23 protein-coding genes are annotated in these 15,911 nt (G+C 46.0%); 5 read left to right on the top strand and 18 right to left on the bottom strand.

The window, feature by feature from the left end:
• Positions 1-258: 258 nt before the first annotated feature.
• The 3 genes from D3H55_RS10560 (at position 259) to D3H55_RS10550 (ending at position 2,288) form a co-directional block, all read left to right on the top strand.
• Positions 259-1,077 (top strand): zinc-dependent metalloprotease, encoded by an 819-nt coding sequence (locus D3H55_RS10560; RefSeq protein ID WP_420808742.1) that lies wholly within the window; start codon positions 259-261, stop codon positions 1,075-1,077.
• 154 nt (positions 1,078-1,231) lie between these two features.
• A complete protein-coding gene (locus D3H55_RS10555; RefSeq protein WP_119546873.1) occupies positions 1,232-1,555 on the top strand; it encodes a hypothetical protein in 324 nt (107 codons plus the stop codon).
• Entirely contained in the window at positions 1,548-2,288 is a 741-nt protein-coding gene (locus D3H55_RS10550; RefSeq protein ID WP_119546872.1) for a hypothetical protein, read from the top strand. The genes D3H55_RS10555 and D3H55_RS10550 overlap by 8 nt, the downstream gene beginning before the upstream one ends.
• 325 nt (positions 2,289-2,613) lie before the next feature.
• Here the strand turns inward: D3H55_RS10550 and D3H55_RS24205 are convergent, their stop codons facing one another.
• From D3H55_RS24205 to D3H55_RS10465, 18 genes are all read right to left on the bottom strand, one after another.
• A complete protein-coding gene (locus D3H55_RS24205; protein WP_168413040.1) occupies positions 2,614-2,760 on the bottom strand; it encodes a hypothetical protein in 147 nt (48 codons plus the stop codon).
• 168 nt (positions 2,761-2,928) lie between these two features.
• On the bottom strand, positions 2,929-3,237 hold the full coding sequence (locus D3H55_RS10545; protein WP_119546871.1) for a hypothetical protein: 309 nt from the start codon (positions 3,235-3,237) through the stop codon (positions 2,929-2,931).
• Positions 3,225-4,316 carry an anti-sigma factor gene (locus D3H55_RS10540; protein WP_119546870.1) on the bottom strand — a complete coding sequence of 364 codons (1,092 nt, stop codon included), beginning with the start codon at positions 4,314-4,316 and terminating at the stop codon, positions 3,225-3,227. The genes D3H55_RS10545 and D3H55_RS10540 overlap by 13 nt, the downstream gene beginning before the upstream one ends.
• Entirely contained in the window at positions 4,313-4,807 is a 495-nt protein-coding gene (locus D3H55_RS10535; RefSeq protein WP_168413039.1) for a sigma-70 family RNA polymerase sigma factor, read from the bottom strand. The genes D3H55_RS10540 and D3H55_RS10535 overlap by 4 nt, the downstream gene beginning before the upstream one ends.
• A gap of 123 nt (positions 4,808-4,930) precedes the next feature.
• A complete protein-coding gene (locus D3H55_RS10530) occupies positions 4,931-5,278 on the bottom strand; it encodes a DUF805 domain-containing protein (protein WP_119546868.1) in 348 nt (115 codons plus the stop codon).
• A 288-nt stretch (positions 5,279-5,566) separates the two neighbouring features.
• Positions 5,567-6,268 (bottom strand): hypothetical protein, encoded by a 702-nt coding sequence (locus D3H55_RS10525; RefSeq protein WP_119546867.1) that lies wholly within the window; start codon positions 6,266-6,268, stop codon positions 5,567-5,569.
• A gap of 1 nt (position 6,269) precedes the next feature.
• Positions 6,270-7,013 carry a hypothetical protein gene (locus D3H55_RS10520; RefSeq protein ID WP_119546866.1) on the bottom strand — a complete coding sequence of 248 codons (744 nt, stop codon included), beginning with the start codon at positions 7,011-7,013 and terminating at the stop codon, positions 6,270-6,272.
• Positions 6,994-7,896 (bottom strand): ABC transporter ATP-binding protein, encoded by a 903-nt coding sequence (locus tag D3H55_RS10515; RefSeq protein WP_119546865.1) that lies wholly within the window; start codon positions 7,894-7,896, stop codon positions 6,994-6,996. Before D3H55_RS10515 ends, D3H55_RS10520 begins: the two co-directional genes overlap by 20 nt.
• Positions 7,893-8,279 carry a GntR family transcriptional regulator gene (locus D3H55_RS10510; RefSeq protein ID WP_119546864.1) on the bottom strand — a complete coding sequence of 129 codons (387 nt, stop codon included), beginning with the start codon at positions 8,277-8,279 and terminating at the stop codon, positions 7,893-7,895. Before D3H55_RS10510 ends, D3H55_RS10515 begins: the two co-directional genes overlap by 4 nt.
• Before the next feature lie 518 nt (positions 8,280-8,797).
• Positions 8,798-9,190, bottom strand: coding sequence for a globin family protein (locus tag D3H55_RS10505; protein ID WP_119546863.1), 393 nt, complete (start codon positions 9,188-9,190; stop codon positions 8,798-8,800).
• Positions 9,187-9,492 (bottom strand): antibiotic biosynthesis monooxygenase family protein, encoded by a 306-nt coding sequence (locus tag D3H55_RS10500; protein WP_119546862.1) that lies wholly within the window; start codon positions 9,490-9,492, stop codon positions 9,187-9,189. Before D3H55_RS10500 ends, D3H55_RS10505 begins: the two co-directional genes overlap by 4 nt.
• Positions 9,493-9,685: 193 nt before the next feature.
• Positions 9,686-9,838, bottom strand: a complete 153-nt coding sequence (locus D3H55_RS24200; RefSeq protein WP_168413038.1) for a hypothetical protein — start codon at positions 9,836-9,838, stop codon at positions 9,686-9,688.
• A gap of 226 nt (positions 9,839-10,064) precedes the next feature.
• Positions 10,065-10,514 (bottom strand): YndM family protein, encoded by a 450-nt coding sequence (locus D3H55_RS10495; RefSeq protein WP_119546861.1) that lies wholly within the window; start codon positions 10,512-10,514, stop codon positions 10,065-10,067.
• A gap of 523 nt (positions 10,515-11,037) precedes the next feature.
• Positions 11,038-11,523 carry an NUDIX hydrolase gene (locus tag D3H55_RS10485; protein ID WP_119546859.1) on the bottom strand — a complete coding sequence of 162 codons (486 nt, stop codon included), beginning with the start codon at positions 11,521-11,523 and terminating at the stop codon, positions 11,038-11,040.
• Positions 11,524-11,538: 15 nt separating this feature from the next.
• The gene (locus D3H55_RS10480; protein WP_119546858.1) at positions 11,539-11,991 is read right to left on the bottom strand and encodes a GNAT family N-acetyltransferase; all 453 of its coding nucleotides are present in this window, start codon (positions 11,989-11,991) and stop codon (positions 11,539-11,541) included.
• A gap of 58 nt (positions 11,992-12,049) precedes the next feature.
• Positions 12,050-12,517, bottom strand: a complete 468-nt coding sequence (locus D3H55_RS10475; protein WP_119546857.1) for a GNAT family N-acetyltransferase — start codon at positions 12,515-12,517, stop codon at positions 12,050-12,052.
• 78 nt (positions 12,518-12,595) lie between these two features.
• Positions 12,596-13,138 carry a GNAT family N-acetyltransferase gene (locus D3H55_RS10470; RefSeq protein ID WP_119546906.1) on the bottom strand — a complete coding sequence of 181 codons (543 nt, stop codon included), beginning with the start codon at positions 13,136-13,138 and terminating at the stop codon, positions 12,596-12,598.
• A 43-nt stretch (positions 13,139-13,181) separates the two neighbouring features.
• Complete coding sequence (locus tag D3H55_RS10465; protein WP_136035682.1) at positions 13,182-14,105, bottom strand: hypothetical protein; 924 nt, start codon at positions 14,103-14,105, stop codon at positions 13,182-13,184.
• Between the two features lie 214 nt (positions 14,106-14,319).
• Here D3H55_RS10465 and D3H55_RS10460 point away from each other — a divergent pair, with 214 nt between their 5' ends.
• Both D3H55_RS10460 and D3H55_RS10455 read left to right on the top strand, forming a co-directional pair.
• Positions 14,320-14,835: a sigma-70 family RNA polymerase sigma factor gene (locus D3H55_RS10460; RefSeq protein ID WP_168413037.1), complete on the top strand. Its 516-nt coding sequence runs from the start codon at positions 14,320-14,322 to the stop codon at positions 14,833-14,835.
• Positions 14,835-15,863, top strand: a complete 1,029-nt coding sequence (locus D3H55_RS10455) for a DUF4030 domain-containing protein (RefSeq protein WP_119546854.1) — start codon at positions 14,835-14,837, stop codon at positions 15,861-15,863. Before D3H55_RS10460 ends, D3H55_RS10455 begins: the two co-directional genes overlap by 1 nt.
• The last annotated feature ends 48 nt before the right edge of the window (positions 15,864-15,911 follow it).

Genomic DNA, 15,911 nt, shown 5'->3' with positions numbered 1-15,911 from the left:
GAACCGACGATTGCGAAAAGCTGTAACAGCCCCGGAATGGTAATTTTTACGGGGTGAAAAGAAGGATGCTGTTTTAATAGATCGAGAGGCAAAATTAAGAGTCGAATCATTCTCTTTTCTCAGGAAAATTTCCACAAAAATAGCTAATATCCGCTATTAATATATCTATTATTTCTCGTTCTTTCCCAACCCTCAAACAGCAGGATAACAGGCTTTTTCTCCGAATTTAGTAAGTAATCTATCAGAGGAGGAATGAATTTGAAAAAATCAAAAATTGCCGCTGTCACTCTTGCCCTGTCCCTTTCTGTCGCTCCAGCCTTCAGTATCGCAAAGGATAAAGCGATGGAAACAGATCATCACCATGACCACACTGTCACTTCCACTTATGTTGATTCTCTTCCAAAAGCGAAGGAATTCGCCCCTGATAAAGGGCCGGCCGTCGTTGAGAAATCAACCAACGTGGTGGAGCTAGATGAAAACGGGAAAGTCAAAGCATCCATGAATACAGAAAAAACGCTCTCTTCCAAAAATACTAATAAAGCCCAGGCAAAAGCTGCTGCAACCAAAACGGTCACTGTTCTGGCTGTAGCGGATGAAGAATACCGTGCTGCTTACAGCGACTGGCAGACACGCGTCCAGCAAATCGTTGAAAAGGCAGATGATGCTTTCACCCGTGACCATGGCATCGACTTCCAGGTCCAGGCTGTAGCAAACTGGTCTTCACAAGGCGGAAACAGCTCGCAGATCCTCTCTGACCTGAGCAGGGACTGGAGCGGCTACAATTATGACTTCGTCGTCGGATTCACCAGGGATGCAAACTTTGAAGCCGGCGGAATCGCCTATGTGTATCCTTCCGCACCTGGCGGCAGTGCGTTCAGCGTCAACCTTGACCAAGGTGTCACCAACACTGCGAAAGCCGCGCAGCATGAATTTTCCCACAACTACGGCCTGAGCCATGACGCCCAGGGCAGCGGCATCCGCTGTGTCATGAACTATGATTATTCTTACTCCGTCGATTACTGGCACCCGGGTCATAATACGCAGATCCAGAACAATAAGAGCTGGTACGGAAATTAATAGATTTGGAGAAGAGGGCGGGTTTCGTCCTCTTTTTTTGTTGATTTCATATAATCATTGGTGATTATCAATCATTGATAACAAAAATTATTGCAAGCCACAGTTACCATTTTTTGTGGTATGTTTAGATTGTTAGCGGAAAGGAGAATTTCTCATGCCGAAACCAGTGGAAGTGAGCGAATTATTAAATCGTGTGGGGAAGAAAATCTTTATTGAATACTACTTTGATTTTAAACAGTTAAGAGATACATATACTTCAAATGCAGATGTGGTGAATAGAATCAATGAAAGCTTCACCTTAAAGTCTAAAAACTCCCGAACAGCTAAAGCCAAAAGAATCTTTATGGAGGGGCTGGAGATCGAAGCATTACGAATAATCGTGAACTCGTCTCATCCAAGTGTCGATTCAGTTAGAGAGCAAGCAAAAGATATTCTTGCAAAAGAAACGCGGCATACAGAGGAGAAGATTTATGTCTAAGAAACTACTCAACTTTTCCCCGTTCCAATGGATTTGGGACGAAACGGAGAGGGTTGATTTTGAACAGTGGCGGGGTTCCTTTGTGAAAAACTTTATCCCCCATAGATACAGCCATTACTGTAAAATCATGCATCCCATTCACAAGGACCTTTCTATAACAGACAAAAACCTTCTGTGGAGCCAGTTCAGTCCTGATGATGAGATTGTTTACGGCAGCCGCGAACGGATCTCTTTTAAAGACCTGGCTTTAAACTATAATCTGAAATACACAAAGGAATTCAGCAGCCGCACCATTATCAACCTCCATGGAATAAGCGGTCCCCGGTACTTGCTTTTCCCTGCTGAAGGAACTCTGGACGGAGAAACCCTTCAAGCATTGCTCCCTATCTTGCAATCTTTCACAACAGGAAGCTGTTACTTTCAGTATGACTTAGTGGCTGTGAATAGCTACAGCGAAAAGCACGGAAATGGTTACTTGTATTATGGAGATCTTGGAGAAGTGTCAGCACTATCCGAGAGTGCGGACCATATCGGCACTCCCAATTATTGGTGGCCAGAAAACCGGGACTGGTGCCTGCATACAAACCATGACCTGGATTTCACACTGTTTGGCGGAAGCATACAGATGATACAGAAATTGAAGGATGATGATTCCTTGGAAATTATAGAAGTGGACCGGGAAACACGGGTGGACCCCAAGGCTGACGTGAAGAATGAGAGTGGGAATAGATAGTGAAAGATCTTCCTGAAAACTAGACGATTGCTCCAATTACTGACCAACTGGGACAAAACCTTAATAAAAAGCTCTCTTCGCAAAGATTGTGGTTGAGTAAAAAGAATGGATTTCCGCTCCAGGTGCATGACTCCGTCCAGGTTCAGGAAAAAGCGGTATATAACCTTAAAAACAACATCTTTTATATAGAGCCTAATAACATGAATGAACCGCATAATATCAAGTATATAACCTTGACATCATGCGGTTTTATTTTCGTTTATTTCGACTTTAAATCAATTAGTTTTCAACTGATCTCCCAGCCTCTTGTGCATTTCTTCACCAATCACCGTCTCAAATTCTCCTTGTCCTTCAGCCTGTTCTGCTGATCGGGCACCCTGCTCTTGTCTTCCACACTTTCATTCTTCTTTTCTTCCTGAAAGCTGCGTTCTGTTTCTTTGAGGTTTTCATTCTTTTCTTGTTTGCCTGACATGAACTATCCCTCCTCTTTTTTATTTGTTTTCCCTCCTATTTATTTGTAAAACAATCATTTGGTGGTAATATTTTTCCAAAAGTGAGATGGTTTCCCCCGGCCGTTTCAACATGTTAGTCAAACGTTTGATTAATAACAAAACCCGCCGGCATCAGCGGGTTTCACTCATTAAGGTTTCGGATTGATCACAAAGCCAAAGAAGAAAATCGTCACGATGCAGATGAGCATAAAGCCGTACAATCCCAATGCCCACCAGGCGAAGGTTTTTCGATGCTGTATCCTGATGAAACTAAAGAGCGCCAATCCGACACCGATCAAAGGGAGAAACATGAAGAAAATATCAGAGAGGCGGCCGATATCATCCATCCGGATCAAAAAGATGTTCAGATAGGCCAGTGAAATCAAGGCACAGATAAAAGAAGCGATGCCAAGCCTTGTCTCTTTCGTCTTTACCGTCTTCTTCTTTACCAGTTCCATAAGCGGACCTCCCCTATCTGTATTTGGCGGACCGAGTCATTGTCCTTCAGTTTCAATATTTCCTTGACCGGGCCGGTAAGCACTCCTCCATATGAATAGAGGCCATTGGCTTCAAGGTGCTTGATTCGATAATCAAGGTCAAGCCATTTCCCATGTGAGATCTTCACTGCCTGCTCCTCATATTTTTCAAGGAATTTCAAGCTGTCCATAAACTGCTCTTCGTTCGGTTTTTCGCTGTGGTAAGGTGACCATGCATCCGGATCTGTCTGGGCAGGATACCCGATCGGCGGCAGGTATCCGCCTTCAAGGCTTTTTCCTTTTGCCTCAAGCCCGGTATCGATGGCATACCATCTCCATTCAACATCGGCATCCTCTGTCAATTCCGGCATGTCGGCAGGTTCCCTTAATTGATTCAGTGAGATGTACACTTCAGCCACTGTACCCTCCGGCAGCTTTTTCAGCGTGCCCCATGGATCATTATCGCTGTTTGAAATCGTGGAATCAGGATGATATAGTTTTTTCGAATCGAAATAAGGGATGTCGTCAGGCGGATTCTCCGTAATGTAATTCCGTTCAGGAAAATCAGGGCTATCCAGGTCGTAGGAAACGGTCCAGTCCCCTAAGTTGATATCCTTTTTGCCGACTCTTTTATAAAGATCCATGTAAACATCCAATGAAAATAAGCCGACTTTCTCCTCGACATCCATTTCCTCCAGGCTTACATTCGGCTCTGTAACATAGATGGTCTGGGCCGCTACATCAATCAGTTCATTCGCTCGGCCGCCCCACCCATAGTAAATATAGCTCATCATGGTCATGAAAGGATATATCAGCAGGAGGATCATCGTGACATAGGCAATTAAGGAAAACCGGGCATTCCGGACACTTCCTTTTAATATTTCGCCGATCTTTTCAGGAGGCAGTACATCCTTCTCCGGCTCCGCTGCTCCCATTTCATCAGCCATGATATCCTGATAGATTTCCAGCTTTTCGAGTTCCTTTTCCACTTCATCCGCTTCTTCTTCGGAAAGGCTGCCCTCATAATACTCTTGAAGTTTCTTTCTCCATTCTTCACTCATTCCATGCCACTTCCTTTCTTGTAGAGCAGTTTGAGCCGGCTTCTGCCCCGGAAGATATGGGACTTCAGTGTGTTTTCCTTGACCCCCATTATTCCGGCTGCTTCTTTATAGGAATAACCTTGTATGTCACAAAGGATGATTGCCTGCCTTTGAAGGGATTTCAGCTTATCCAGCTTTTGATGAAGCTCCTCTTTGGCGGCAATCTCCTGGTACTCGTCTTCGGCGGAGCGCCCTTCTGTCATGCCTGTAAAATACTCCGGCTCTTCAAATGTCACCTTTTTGCTTCTCCTCATGTAATCAATGAACGTGTGATAAGCAATTTTCAGCAGCCAGGATTTCATAGCTTTCGGCGGGATGTTCCCCAGTGCAGTATAAGCCTTCATAAATGTATCCTGCGTAAGATCTTCCGCTAATCCTTTATCCTTGCACAGCGAGAGAAGATACCGGTAGACATCATGGATGTACAGCTTATACAGTTGTTGTATGTCCAATATCTCCCCTCCCTTCACTTTAAAAACGGTTGGACGCTGATAAAAGTTGCAGGCATTTTTCATAAAAAAAGATGATTATCCTGCTTTCGGTTTGAGCAGGCAATCACCTCATCATTTATATCACTAGTCATATTTAGGATTCGGGCCATATCGGTTGCTTCCCTCTTCACTGTCAAGGCAGGCAAAGACAAACAGCACAAGCGTCCCAACTACCGGAACAAAACTTATCAGGATCCACCACCCGCTTCTGCCGATGTCATGGAGGCGGCGCACACTCACTGTAATGGCTGGAAGGAAAACAAGGAGCCCGTAGATCCCCGTCAAAAGGGTGCCCCAATCTTTATAGCTTTCCGTGAACTTCAACACCCAATAAACGAGTAAATTTATGAATTGGAATACCCAAAATTCTGTCCGTCTCGCTCGTCCCTCATAAAATAAGTAATTCCTCCAGACCCTCCAATACCACTTCATGTCCTATCCCCTTTTTTATATGGTATATACTTCCTATCATAACACAAGGCTGTTCCGGAAAAATCACAAGAGCCGGTCTTTCCCTCCTTAGGTTCTCTCTGAAAAACAGGATGAGCTGCTCTTTTCTCACAAAAAGCCCAATACAAAAAGGACGGTCCCGCTCTCCGAACAGAGTCTGCGGGACCTTCCCTGATTTTTTTAAAATCACGTGAACTTCAAGCTGCGCGTGCACAGTTAAAAAGAAATCAGCCTTTTAAAATCTGACCCTGTCTCTCAGAGCCGGGAAATTCAGCTGTCCACATACTCCACGTCCCCCGTAACGGCAACATTGGAAGGCACCCGCAAGTAAATGATCTCCATATTATGAAAGAAATCCGTTTCTCTTCCAAACATACTGTATCCTTCTGTAAATTGATAGAACGGATAAGGGTATGCCGTCCTGGCCATTTTGATTTCAACTGGTTCCGGCGGAATAATCTCCAGATGGCCTTCTACGATAGAGAGATCAGGTGAAGGGACTTCCTCTGTGACATCAATGTTGGCAAGGAAGGATTTACTCGTATAATGGGCCGCTTCAATGACTCCATCCGCTGTATCCTTTCTCTCTACAAGCACAGATATATAGTAGTCCGATTTAGTATACGGGACCTCCAACTCATTCCCTTCTATCGGCAGCTCCCATTCTTTTTTCAATGGGACCCCTTCTGCTTCCGCGATGTTTCCTGCGCGCACGAGTCTGAAGAACTCATCACTTTGATGCTGTTCCTGTTTCATCCGTTCGTCTGACACTGGCTCTCCCCCGTATGAAACGGTGTTCGGAATCATATAGGAAATGACTGCCGCAATGAGTAAAATCGCTGTGTATCCACCGAATAACCAATTCCCTCTTTTACCCCTGAAGAATCTTACCCCCAAAGCCTTCAGTCCAAAGAAAACCAGGGCAAGGATCCCGACAAAAAATAGAAGCGAAATAATGCTGGCAAGAAACATCTTACTTCACCTCCAATTTCATTGAAACGCCCGCAGCAGCTGAGAGCGAAAGCCCTGATACGATAAGGACCTTCAGGACAAACAGCCAGAATGATTCTTCCATCCCAAAGAAGCTGAAAACATCGGGCACAAGTGACGGGTTTCTGGTCAACAGTGTTTCAAGAAATACACTGCCTATAGTCACAGCCGGCAGAACTACAATGAACAGCTTGCTTACCTGCACAAGATTTCCGGCAAGATACCCCACTGAAGCGAGGAGAAAGATATATAAGGTCATGGCAATGATACCGGTTATACCCGACAGGAATGCAGGTGTCTGCGCCGTGAGATTCACGTTATCCTGCATAAAGTAAATGATCAGGATCACAACCCTGTTGGCCAGTACTGCGGTGATCCCTGCTGCAAAACTTGCTGCTAATAAGAACAAAACATTGGAAAGATGGCTGGTCATGCGGTCGGTGACAAAGGAATAATCATCAAACCTGTATGCTTTCGTCGTGATCAGAATGGCGGATATGAATGCCCATATCATCACAAAGGCAAATATGATATTACCGTTATAATAGTTCAGCCTGTAATCAAGAAATTGGGATGAGCCGCCGCCTGAGCCGTCCCCATTCAGAGACAGGAAGATTCCGATGATTTGCAGCACAATCAGTGAGGTGAACATTCCCTTGAACGACTTCAGTTTGAATCGGAACTGCTTTTTTACAATGGACAGCCTGTCAGCCTCGGTTAAATACATCATCAATTCCCCCTTTCGTCCTGGTGGTGAGGAGTGTGCAGATTTCATCGGCACTGATTGGTGAAAACTCCAGCCCCGCCCGCCTTGCTGTTTCTATCTCCCTGACAGGAAAATCATGGCGCACCACCGCATATGTCCCGGCGATTTCCTGGCTCGATTCATGGATGACCTCTTTATCTTTCAGCCATTCCTGCATGACAGAGTCTTTTCCTTTGACGCCGATTGCATATTCTCTCAGTTCTTCCACCGGCAGATGAAGGAATTTCTCACCGTCTTTTATCAGTAAAATATCCTCCAGTATGTCTTCGATCTCATTCAATAAGTGGCTGGACAAAATAATGGTCCTCGGGTGTGCGAGGTAATCCTTCAAAAGGGCACGGTAGAAATCCTTCCGCACACCGGCATCCATCCCTGTTGTCGGCTCATCGAAAATCGTCAGCGGTGTCCGCGCCGCCAGTCCAAGGATCATATTGAACGTGCTTCTCATCCCTTTCGAAAGCCCGTTGTGATACTGGTAAGGCTTGAAGGAAAAATAGTCGAACAGGCGCCTGGCCAGTTCCCTGTCCCAATTGGGATAAAAATCTTCTGCTGTCTGCAGGATTTCTTCTAAATTCATGGTCGGCGGCAAATTCATTTCATCATCAATGAAAATCATGTTTGCCGATACTTTGAGATTGTTGAACGGCTTTTCCTCGAAGACACGTATATCTCCTGATGATTCTTTGATATAACCGGCGATGATTTTTAACAAAGTTGTCTTCCCAGCGCCATTGCGGCCGATCAATCCTGTGATCTTGTCTTTTTGAAGGATAAAAGAAACCTCTTTCAATGCCGTTTTCCTTCCATACTTCTTTTGCAGCCCCTTGCATTCCACTACATTCATTTCCGATCCCCCTCAAGCTTGTGTTTAGCGCTCCTGATCATGTCGAGAAGTTCCGTTTCCCCGACTTGAAGATGCTCTGCTTCCTTGACCAGATCCTCCACCAGTTTCGCCAGCGTCTGTGTTTTCCGTTTTGAGAGGATGATGCTCTTCGCTTCTGCTGATACAAACATGCCCAGCCCCCGCTTTTTGTATAAAATATGTTCTTCTGCCAGAAGGTTCAGTCCCTTGGCCGCTGTAGCCGGATTGATGTTGAGCATCTCGGCCAGCTGGTATTGGGAGTAAACCTTCGCATCGGTTTCTATGCTCCCGCCGAGGATTTCTGTTTCCAGCCACTCGGCGATCTGGATGTAAATCGGTTTGATGCTATCCGAATTCAGGATCAAACGCGCACCTCCTCATTTTGGGTAGGTTCATTAGTGCATTACTGATGTAATGTACTATATGCCATTTGGATCGATTTGGCAAGGGTTTTTTTGGAAAAAGTTTGTTGGTTTTGGTTGGGGTGGGGATTTGGGCGATGGTCTGCTATTGGATTTGGGGCTTGCAGTTTACTAATTCAGCGGGGGTTAGCGGGGGTTGTGTGGCGAATATCGACGATTGCGGGTTGAACATCGGCATCTACGGCAAATGCAGGGGAATACCGGTCATTTCCACCGCCGGTATTCCCTGCTCCAGCTGAGGTATCGGCGATTTTGTGGATTTATCAGCGATTTTTCTTTTTTATCGGCGATTCTGCAGATTTATCAGCGATTCTTCACTTTTATCAGCGATTCCGGCAATTTATCGACCAAACGACAAAATCTGACACAGATGAACGCACCCACCGCCTTCCCACCACCAACCACACAACAAAAAACACCGAACCCCTCTGGGTCCGGTGCCTCCATCACTCTATGTATTTTTACAGAACAGGACGGTCGATATCTTCCGTTCCATCGCTGTCTTCGAGTGCATTTATTGCCTGGTGCAGGTGATCGGCGAAAGCATCTCCATTCTCCACTTCCGGCGATGCTTCAAGGGCAGTGATGATGCTGCGGAAATTATCGATCAGATGATCGGTGGACATTCCGCGGCTGACGAGGACGCTGTTCAGCCAGAGTGCGTAGTCAATGAAAATCTTCGATGAACCGAGGCCTGCCGAGGTCTCGAGATATTGAAAATGATAGACATTGTCCTCATAGCATTTTTGGCGGCCACGCTCTCCGTACTTCTCATCAAGCTCCGGGTACTTCACATAAATTTCTTTTACAGCCCGCTTGATGACCGTCTCATATTTTTTCCCGATATCGATCATGTTGCCACCACCTTGAACTTGTGGATGGATGGTATGATGGATGCCAGGTCCTGGTCAGGGTATTTCTTTTCCAGTTCATGGATGCGCTTGTAGTCTTCACTCTGGATCCATGTCATGAACTGTTCCTTGGACTCCCACTCCATATGGACGGTGATTTCACCGGGTTTCTTTTCGTTCTGCAGCAGCAGGAAACGCTGGAAGCCGTCTGCTTTATCTACTAAACGGGAACGAGAATGATAGATTGATATCACTTCATCCGCCTTTTCATTCGGCACGACAAACGTCGAGTGTACGATATACATGCTTTTCTCATCCCTTTCAATGTAACTGAATCTATCATTAACTTTACCATACAGAAACAGCTGCGGGAAACTCCGCCACCGCTTTAGCGCTTTAAAGCACCCGGGGACTGTCCCCGGGTGCTTTAAAGCGCTAAAGTAATCCTGCACAAAAAGGGCGGGCCGGTTTCCCGGCTCGCCCGCTATGGCGTGAACCTTATTCTTCTACTTCATCCACGTAATTTTCATTCAGATACGAGTTCTCGGTTGTAGCGAATTTTGCGGACTGCAGGCTTTCCTGCTTATCCAGTCCGAACAACTCATCACGTGTCTGCGGCTGGCTCGATTCGATTGGCTGCTTTTCCTTCATGTTTTTCACCCTTTCTTAATTTGATATTCATCAAACGCTGAATTCTATCTCTACTCTATTACTTTCAATATCTCAAGCTGAATACCCACAACATTGAGTGCTTCTGCTTTGAATGATATGTTCCCAGTATTTTGATTTTCTAAACTCTGTTTGGCAGTTTCGGACGCTGTCTGTATTTTCCAGTAAAAAGGACCCTCTTATCACTAAGGGTCCGGCTCTCTTTACTTTATTTATCTCCCTCATCGTTTCGGATATCCGGTTTGACAGGACTCAGTTCTTCCGAAGCCTCTGTTTGAAACTGGAGATTTCCCCGGGTTCTTACTTCTTCTTCCCTTCCCAGCACATTCCTGGCAAGGTACTTATGATAGAAATACTCAAAGACAGCTATTCCTGCAGCTGAAATAAGGGAAGGCACCAGGACATTATCTACCGGTGTCATATTGGCTGTCATGGCCCATATCAGAAGAAAGGCGAGGCCGAAGTCTGCAAGGGACGCGGTAGTGTCATTCGATCTTGGCAGCAGGAATAAATCACCCGCAGCGTAAGAGATGATGCCAAGCACTAATGAAATGACGAAGACATCGCCCAATGTAATTCCATAGATTCCTCCAAGTATAATGGCTAGTAGTGCAAAACAGGCGACAAATTTTATGAGAAAGGCCTTCAGATGTCTCATTCTTTCACTCCTTTTGGGTTAGGTTTCCTTAAGCACCCAAAAGCTATTCATAAATTCCGGGGCACATGGCCATATCCAAACTTCCCCATTTCAATATACTGATTAAAAACGAAAGGAGCTGCTCCATGCGCGTTTTTTTCCAGCCGCCGTTTATCCCTCCCTTTATTCCGCCGCCAGTTTATAAATATTACTTTTTGCAGCAGTTCAAAGATATTGAAAAGATGAAGAATTACCCTTATTACCAAACGCCCTCCGATTCGTATGTAATGGGAGAGTACTCCCCTTACGGCCCCCTTACGCCGACAGGGCCTACAACCCCTGCCAATGTCAGACCGTTTTAGAAAGGCTCTCTTCGGAAACTTTGCTGCTATTTAATATATATTGGTAATTCCCCGTGAAAACCCTGGAATGTAATAAAGAGAAAAGAGCGCTTTCCCTTTTCGAGTCAAAACCAGGGATTTTTCGAAAGCAACAATTGATGGGAAAAAAATTTTTAGAAAAAATAAAAGAGGAACCTCCTGGATTAAACAGGGGGTTCCTTTATGTCCCATCTTTTAAAAATCTTCGTCTCCCAATCCAATGCCCCGCTTCCCAGCCAATCCAGGGCCTTCATAACCAATGGGGATGCATTGTCGATGGAGGCTTCTTCTGCCGATACCCACTCCGCTCCGAGGGAGTCCTGGCCATCAAACTGCAGCGGCTCAATCCGTTCGCCGCCGGTCCTTTTCACGGAATAAAAAACGGCAATGTGATGGACATGCGTGAAGTCCTTCCAAGCGCAAGGAAAAATGAAATCAGCAGTGCCGATCTGATCAGCAATCGAACAAATGAATCCGGTCTCTTCTGTAAACTCCCTCTTCAGGGCCTCGATCAAGCCTTCCGATTCCTCCAAGCTGCCTCCAGGAAGATCGAACCTGTTGATATAGGGTCCCCTGCTTTTGTTGATGACCAGCAGCCTGCCCTCTTCATAACAAACTCCATAAACGCCGAATGCACGGTGTGTCTTCATTGGCAAACTCCTCAATTAGATCTTTCTGTAATAGCGCAGGGAAATGTACTCTTCCCCAAACGGGATGCCCAAATCGTTTCCTTTCTGGACCGAAACCCACTGCTCTTCTGCCTGGTATTCATCTTTCTGCTGCTTCGTAATCGCGTCCAATAATTTGGTGCCGATCCCCTCATTGCGTCTGCGGGGATCCATATAAAGCACAAACAGCTCCGCGGTTGTCTTCCCGGTCATTCCACCGCCGCCTGCCCCGACCACGAGATCGTCATCCCCCGCCACGAAGTAGCCGCCCCAATGTCTGTCAGAACGGCTGACTTCATCAAGAATTCTCTCCCGATTATAAAATTCCCTTATGACACGTTCGATATAATCCTCGGTGTTTGTATCTCCATAAGTTGCCCGGTAGCCGTCTGAGCAAACCTTGGAAATGCCTTCGACGTGGCCCGGATTTGCTTTTACAATTTTGATCATGTAAGCTTACCCCTTTAATTCGAAAATGAATGGAAGAACCCCTGGAACAAAGGGGTAACTATTTTTGAAACTTTAACTTCAATCCTTCGTGTGTAGCTTGAAAGCCCAGTTTTTCATAAAAGCGCAAAGCTTCCGGCCGCTGTTTGTCCGTTGTCAGCTGCACCAGGTGGCAGCCGCGCTCCTTGGCGCGCCAGACCGCGTATTGGATCATTTCCGTGCCCGCTCCCTGGCCCCGTACAGTGGAAGCCGTCCGCACTCCTTCGATTGTCGCCCGCCATCCCCCTTGATGGGTAATATAGGGAGTGAAAGTTATCTGCTGCACGCCGACCACTTCCTCTTCCACGCATGCGACAATCAATTCATTGTTGGGATCCGCCTCAATAGAACGGAAAGCTTTCAGGTAACTCTCCGGAAGCGGCTGTTCATAGCGCTCCCTTTTGCTTCCGAGCTTATCATCCGACAGCATTTTGACAATACTGTCCAAGTCCTGTTCTCCTGCTTCTCTAAACGTCAATTTCATGGGCATTCCCTCCTCTTCTTCATTTTAGCGAAACACCGAAAAGGGGAAAATGTCCGTTTTGTTATAACCGGCGATCAGAATTCGTTATGACTCGAGGAACTCGTCCCGTAGGATGCTCATTCTCAGCCTGTCCACGTACCCGTCCCCGCGAAGCCGGTCCTGGCGGAGGACGCCCTCTTCAACAAACCCCATTCGGCGGTAGGACTTAATCGCCTGGTCATTATCGACTTCCACCCTCAGCCAGATCTTGTTGAGGTGCAGCTTCGTAAAACCGTACTCCAGCATCGCCTTCATGGCAGCCAGGCCGTATCCTTTTCCCCAGTACCTTCTATTTCCGATGGCAATGCCCAGTTCGCCATGCTTATTCAGCTTGTCGATATTCTTTAAATCAATCCAGCCGATATGGACGCCGTCCCCGGTTTCAATCGCCATTTGCTCATACCCGTTGCTGCGGCTGATGCACATTTCCACCCACTGCCGGGTTTCCTCCCTGCTGAAGGGGGGATATTTATTGGGCATATTCAAATGCCTGGTAACATCGACATCAAGGCACCACTGGTAACGGTCCTCCACATCAGCCGGTGTCAACTCCCTCAGACTCACTTTTGGCAAGGTGCTTCGATTCATATTAAGGAATTCCCTCTTTTTCCCGGAAGGTGTATTCTCTTTATCAATCATCAAGGCACCCAAATTCTTTCAAGGTTTTCAAAAGCTCTACAGTCAGATGACCCTGCCAGTCCTTTTCCGCATGCACCCACTCTTCTTCATATTTCCCGAACCATGACCAGTTCGGGGAAGCATATCCGGCTTCACGCAGCTTTTCCATTTCATAATGAAGGTTCTCTTTTACTTCATCTTTAAGCAAAGGGAAAAATGGAGAGGCTGGTGAATCGGCTGCCTGCAGAGGTTTCATGCCATATCCCTCCCAATCACCCGGATTGAGCTTCGTGATTTTCCGGACCGCCTTCTTCAGCTTTTCTTCAATTTCTTCCTTGAATGGTGACTGCACGCTCTCCATTAAGCGTTTGTAACACAGGAAGTCATGCATCTCCATCTCTTCCGGAAGAGTTCCCAGCTCCTCTCTGGCTTTCTGCGTCACCTTTTCGATCAATTCATTGGGGACATATCCTTCATATTCATGAAGATAGCCCGTGATTTCAGCATTCGGATTGGCCCAGGTTCCATGGACCCCGCAATGACCTTTTTCATGATCATATGACCACCAGGGTGCATGGGGATGATCGTTGACTTCTTTCCCCAGCAAATGCCATCCGGTGATGGATTCATCATATTCGCTGTTCAGGTATTCCAGCGCCTTCCGGACAATGCGGTGGCCCCCTGTCAGTTTCAGCTTCCTTGCATATTGAAGACCGACAGTCGTAGCGATCGGAGAAGAATCCGGCATACGGATATCCGGCTCAATTCCGTGTCCGAAACCTCCATCTTCATTCTGGAACTTCGCCAGCTCTTCTGCCGCCTCTTTCTGGCTCCCATTTTCAAAAAGGTACGCAAACACCCTCACATCCAACGCACGTGCGTTCTCCATGATAAAATTCCGCACCCGGTTATAATCAACAGTTGATAAGACGTTCACTTTATCATTCCTCCTTATCATTCAATGCCTCCGCCTTGGTGCCTGGTACGAAAACAGAGTTCTCTCCCAGGCACACCGATTACGTTGTAAAATAATAGATAACTTACTATTCGAGTTTTGGCACCTGATTGCCTTTATTTTATAAAAATTAATTCGTTGAAACGTTTAGCTGCGGATCGATGTCTAACAGTTGTACAGAAAGGGGGATCCCGTAATGCTGCAGCTTACAAAAGTTAAAAAAGCAAAAAAGGGCAACGATAAGGCGTTTCAGGAGCTTATTGAAGAAGAAAAGAACAAGCTTTACCGGATGGCTTATCTCTATGTAAAGAATGAAAATGATGCGATCGATATTGTCCATGAAACGATTTATAAAGCATACATTTCAATAAAAAAAGTAAAAGAGCCGGATTACTTTTCAACTTGGCTGTCCAAAATCCTCATCAATACAGCTCTTGACTTTATAAAGAAAAACAAAAAAGTGATACCTTTTGAAGAAGTCGAGCGCCTGGAAAGCAGCGAGGACCTGCATATCGCCGAGAGCCTCGATTTGGTGGATGCCATAGACCGCCTGGAGGAGAAATACAAGACGGTGATCATCCTCCGCTATTACAAAGGACTGCAGGTCAAAGAAATTGCAGATATGCTGGACTGCCCTGAAGGAACAGTCAAAACTAACCTGCACCGGGCGATTAACAAACTGAGAGCAGACTTACGAGAGGAGTGTTTGTAATGAAAGATTCCTTCAAAAATCAAGTGGATCAAATTCCTGTTCCAGAGAAAAGGCTGGATGCTGCCATAGATTCCGCCATCCGGCGCGGAAAAAAGAAGAGGTGGAGCTTTGCAAAAAAAACCGGGTTTTCCGCTGGAGCCGCAGCTGTCCTCTTCTGCCTATTCATCGGATCAGCTTTTGTTTCGCCTACCATGGCAGAATTTGCATCAAAGTTGCCGTTTTTAAATCAAGTCTTTGAATCAAAACCGATTCATGAAGTTGTCAGCGAGGCGCTGAGGAAAAATTATGAGGTGGATGGTATCGGCATGAGCTACTCGCCTAAGAAGGAGTTTTTCGTAACGGTTGTCGGTTCCGAGGATTACTACGAAAGCGTAAAGGCCGATATTCAAGAACAAGTCGAAGGAATCCTTGCTTCAAGAGGCTATGATGCCTTCAAGGTAAAAGTCGAGCGCCCGCCAAACAGGGATCACGCAATCGACCCTGAAAGCGAGGAGATGGAAAGAAAATCAGAGACACTCATGCAAGCTCTGCAGGAAAAACTGAAGGATTCCGATTATGCCATCCTATCTTACGGCACATCCTTTTTGGATAAGAAACCGGCTGTAGAGCTCGATATCCCGAATACTGAAACCAGAACAGACGAAATTGAACAAATCATCCAGGAAATCGCCAATGAACAGCAGCTCGGTGAAGTTCCCGTCAATTTTCACAAAATCGATATGGCAAAACGCGAACAGGAAGGCCGCTGGCAGCAAGTGATCACCACAATCGGTGAAGGCTTGATGGGTAGGAAGGATTACCAAGTCAAAGGCGTTGGCTATTCCAACCATCCTTCTCCAATGACCGTTTTCGTCACCCTTCAACTCCCTGCTTCTGATAGCGCAGCCAAAGATCTCGCCAAAGAAACAGAACAAACCGTCAACGAATTCATTCGATCGGATGAAGCCGAAGAGATGATAAAGGATGATCCTTATAAGATCGTCATTTACAGCAAAGATAAAGAAGTACTGCTGGAAACCGAGTATTGATGATTGTTGATGGACGCTGTTTCGAGTGAATTCTGTTTTGGATCAAGC

This window comes from Bacillus salacetis, assembly GCF_003581585.1.
Classification (GTDB): domain Bacteria; phylum Bacillota; class Bacilli; order Bacillales; family Bacillaceae_B; genus Rossellomorea; species Rossellomorea salacetis.
The sequence above is the reverse complement of the archived record's forward strand: the minus strand, read 5'-3'. Positions and strand labels throughout refer to the sequence as shown.

Excerpts from the sequence above, each read along its gene's own strand:
- D3H55_RS10555 (WP_119546873.1), top strand. The coding sequence starts at position 1,232 with ATGCCGAAACCAGTGGAAGTGAGCGAATTATTAAATCGTGTGGGGAAG.
- D3H55_RS10485 (WP_119546859.1), bottom strand. The coding sequence starts at position 11,523 with ATGAAGACACACCGTGCATTCGGCGTTTATGGAGTTTGTTATGAAGAG.
- D3H55_RS10460 (WP_168413037.1), top strand. The coding sequence starts at position 14,320 with ATGCTGCAGCTTACAAAAGTTAAAAAAGCAAAAAAGGGCAACGATAAG.
- D3H55_RS10455 (WP_119546854.1), top strand. The coding sequence starts at position 14,835 with ATGAAAGATTCCTTCAAAAATCAAGTGGATCAAATTCCTGTTCCAGAG.
- D3H55_RS10550 (WP_119546872.1), top strand. The coding sequence starts at position 1,548 with ATGTCTAAGAAACTACTCAACTTTTCCCCGTTCCAATGGATTTGGGAC.
- D3H55_RS24200 (WP_168413038.1), bottom strand. The coding sequence starts at position 9,838 with ATGAAGGAAAAGCAGCCAATCGAATCGAGCCAGCCGCAGACACGTGAT.
- D3H55_RS10475 (WP_119546857.1), bottom strand. The coding sequence starts at position 12,517 with ATGCCCATGAAATTGACGTTTAGAGAAGCAGGAGAACAGGACTTGGAC.
- D3H55_RS10520 (WP_119546866.1), bottom strand. The coding sequence starts at position 7,013 with ATGTATTTAACCGAGGCTGACAGGCTGTCCATTGTAAAAAAGCAGTTC.
- D3H55_RS10495 (WP_119546861.1), bottom strand. The coding sequence starts at position 10,514 with ATGAGACATCTGAAGGCCTTTCTCATAAAATTTGTCGCCTGTTTTGCA.
- D3H55_RS10470 (WP_119546906.1), bottom strand. The coding sequence starts at position 13,138 with ATGAATCGAAGCACCTTGCCAAAAGTGAGTCTGAGGGAGTTGACACCG.
- D3H55_RS10540 (WP_119546870.1), bottom strand. The coding sequence starts at position 4,316 with ATGAGTGAAGAATGGAGAAAGAAACTTCAAGAGTATTATGAGGGCAGC.
- D3H55_RS10530 (WP_119546868.1), bottom strand. The coding sequence starts at position 5,278 with ATGAAGTGGTATTGGAGGGTCTGGAGGAATTACTTATTTTATGAGGGA.
- D3H55_RS10505 (WP_119546863.1), bottom strand. The coding sequence starts at position 9,190 with ATGATCGATATCGGGAAAAAATATGAGACGGTCATCAAGCGGGCTGTA.
- D3H55_RS10525 (WP_119546867.1), bottom strand. The coding sequence starts at position 6,268 with ATGTTTCTTGCCAGCATTATTTCGCTTCTATTTTTTGTCGGGATCCTT.
- D3H55_RS10545 (WP_119546871.1), bottom strand. The coding sequence starts at position 3,237 with ATGGAACTGGTAAAGAAGAAGACGGTAAAGACGAAAGAGACAAGGCTT.
- D3H55_RS24205 (WP_168413040.1), bottom strand. The coding sequence starts at position 2,760 with ATGTCAGGCAAACAAGAAAAGAATGAAAACCTCAAAGAAACAGAACGC.
- D3H55_RS10515 (WP_119546865.1), bottom strand. The coding sequence starts at position 7,896 with ATGAATGTAGTGGAATGCAAGGGGCTGCAAAAGAAGTATGGAAGGAAA.
- D3H55_RS10500 (WP_119546862.1), bottom strand. The coding sequence starts at position 9,492 with ATGTATATCGTACACTCGACGTTTGTCGTGCCGAATGAAAAGGCGGAT.
- D3H55_RS10480 (WP_119546858.1), bottom strand. The coding sequence starts at position 11,991 with ATGATCAAAATTGTAAAAGCAAATCCGGGCCACGTCGAAGGCATTTCC.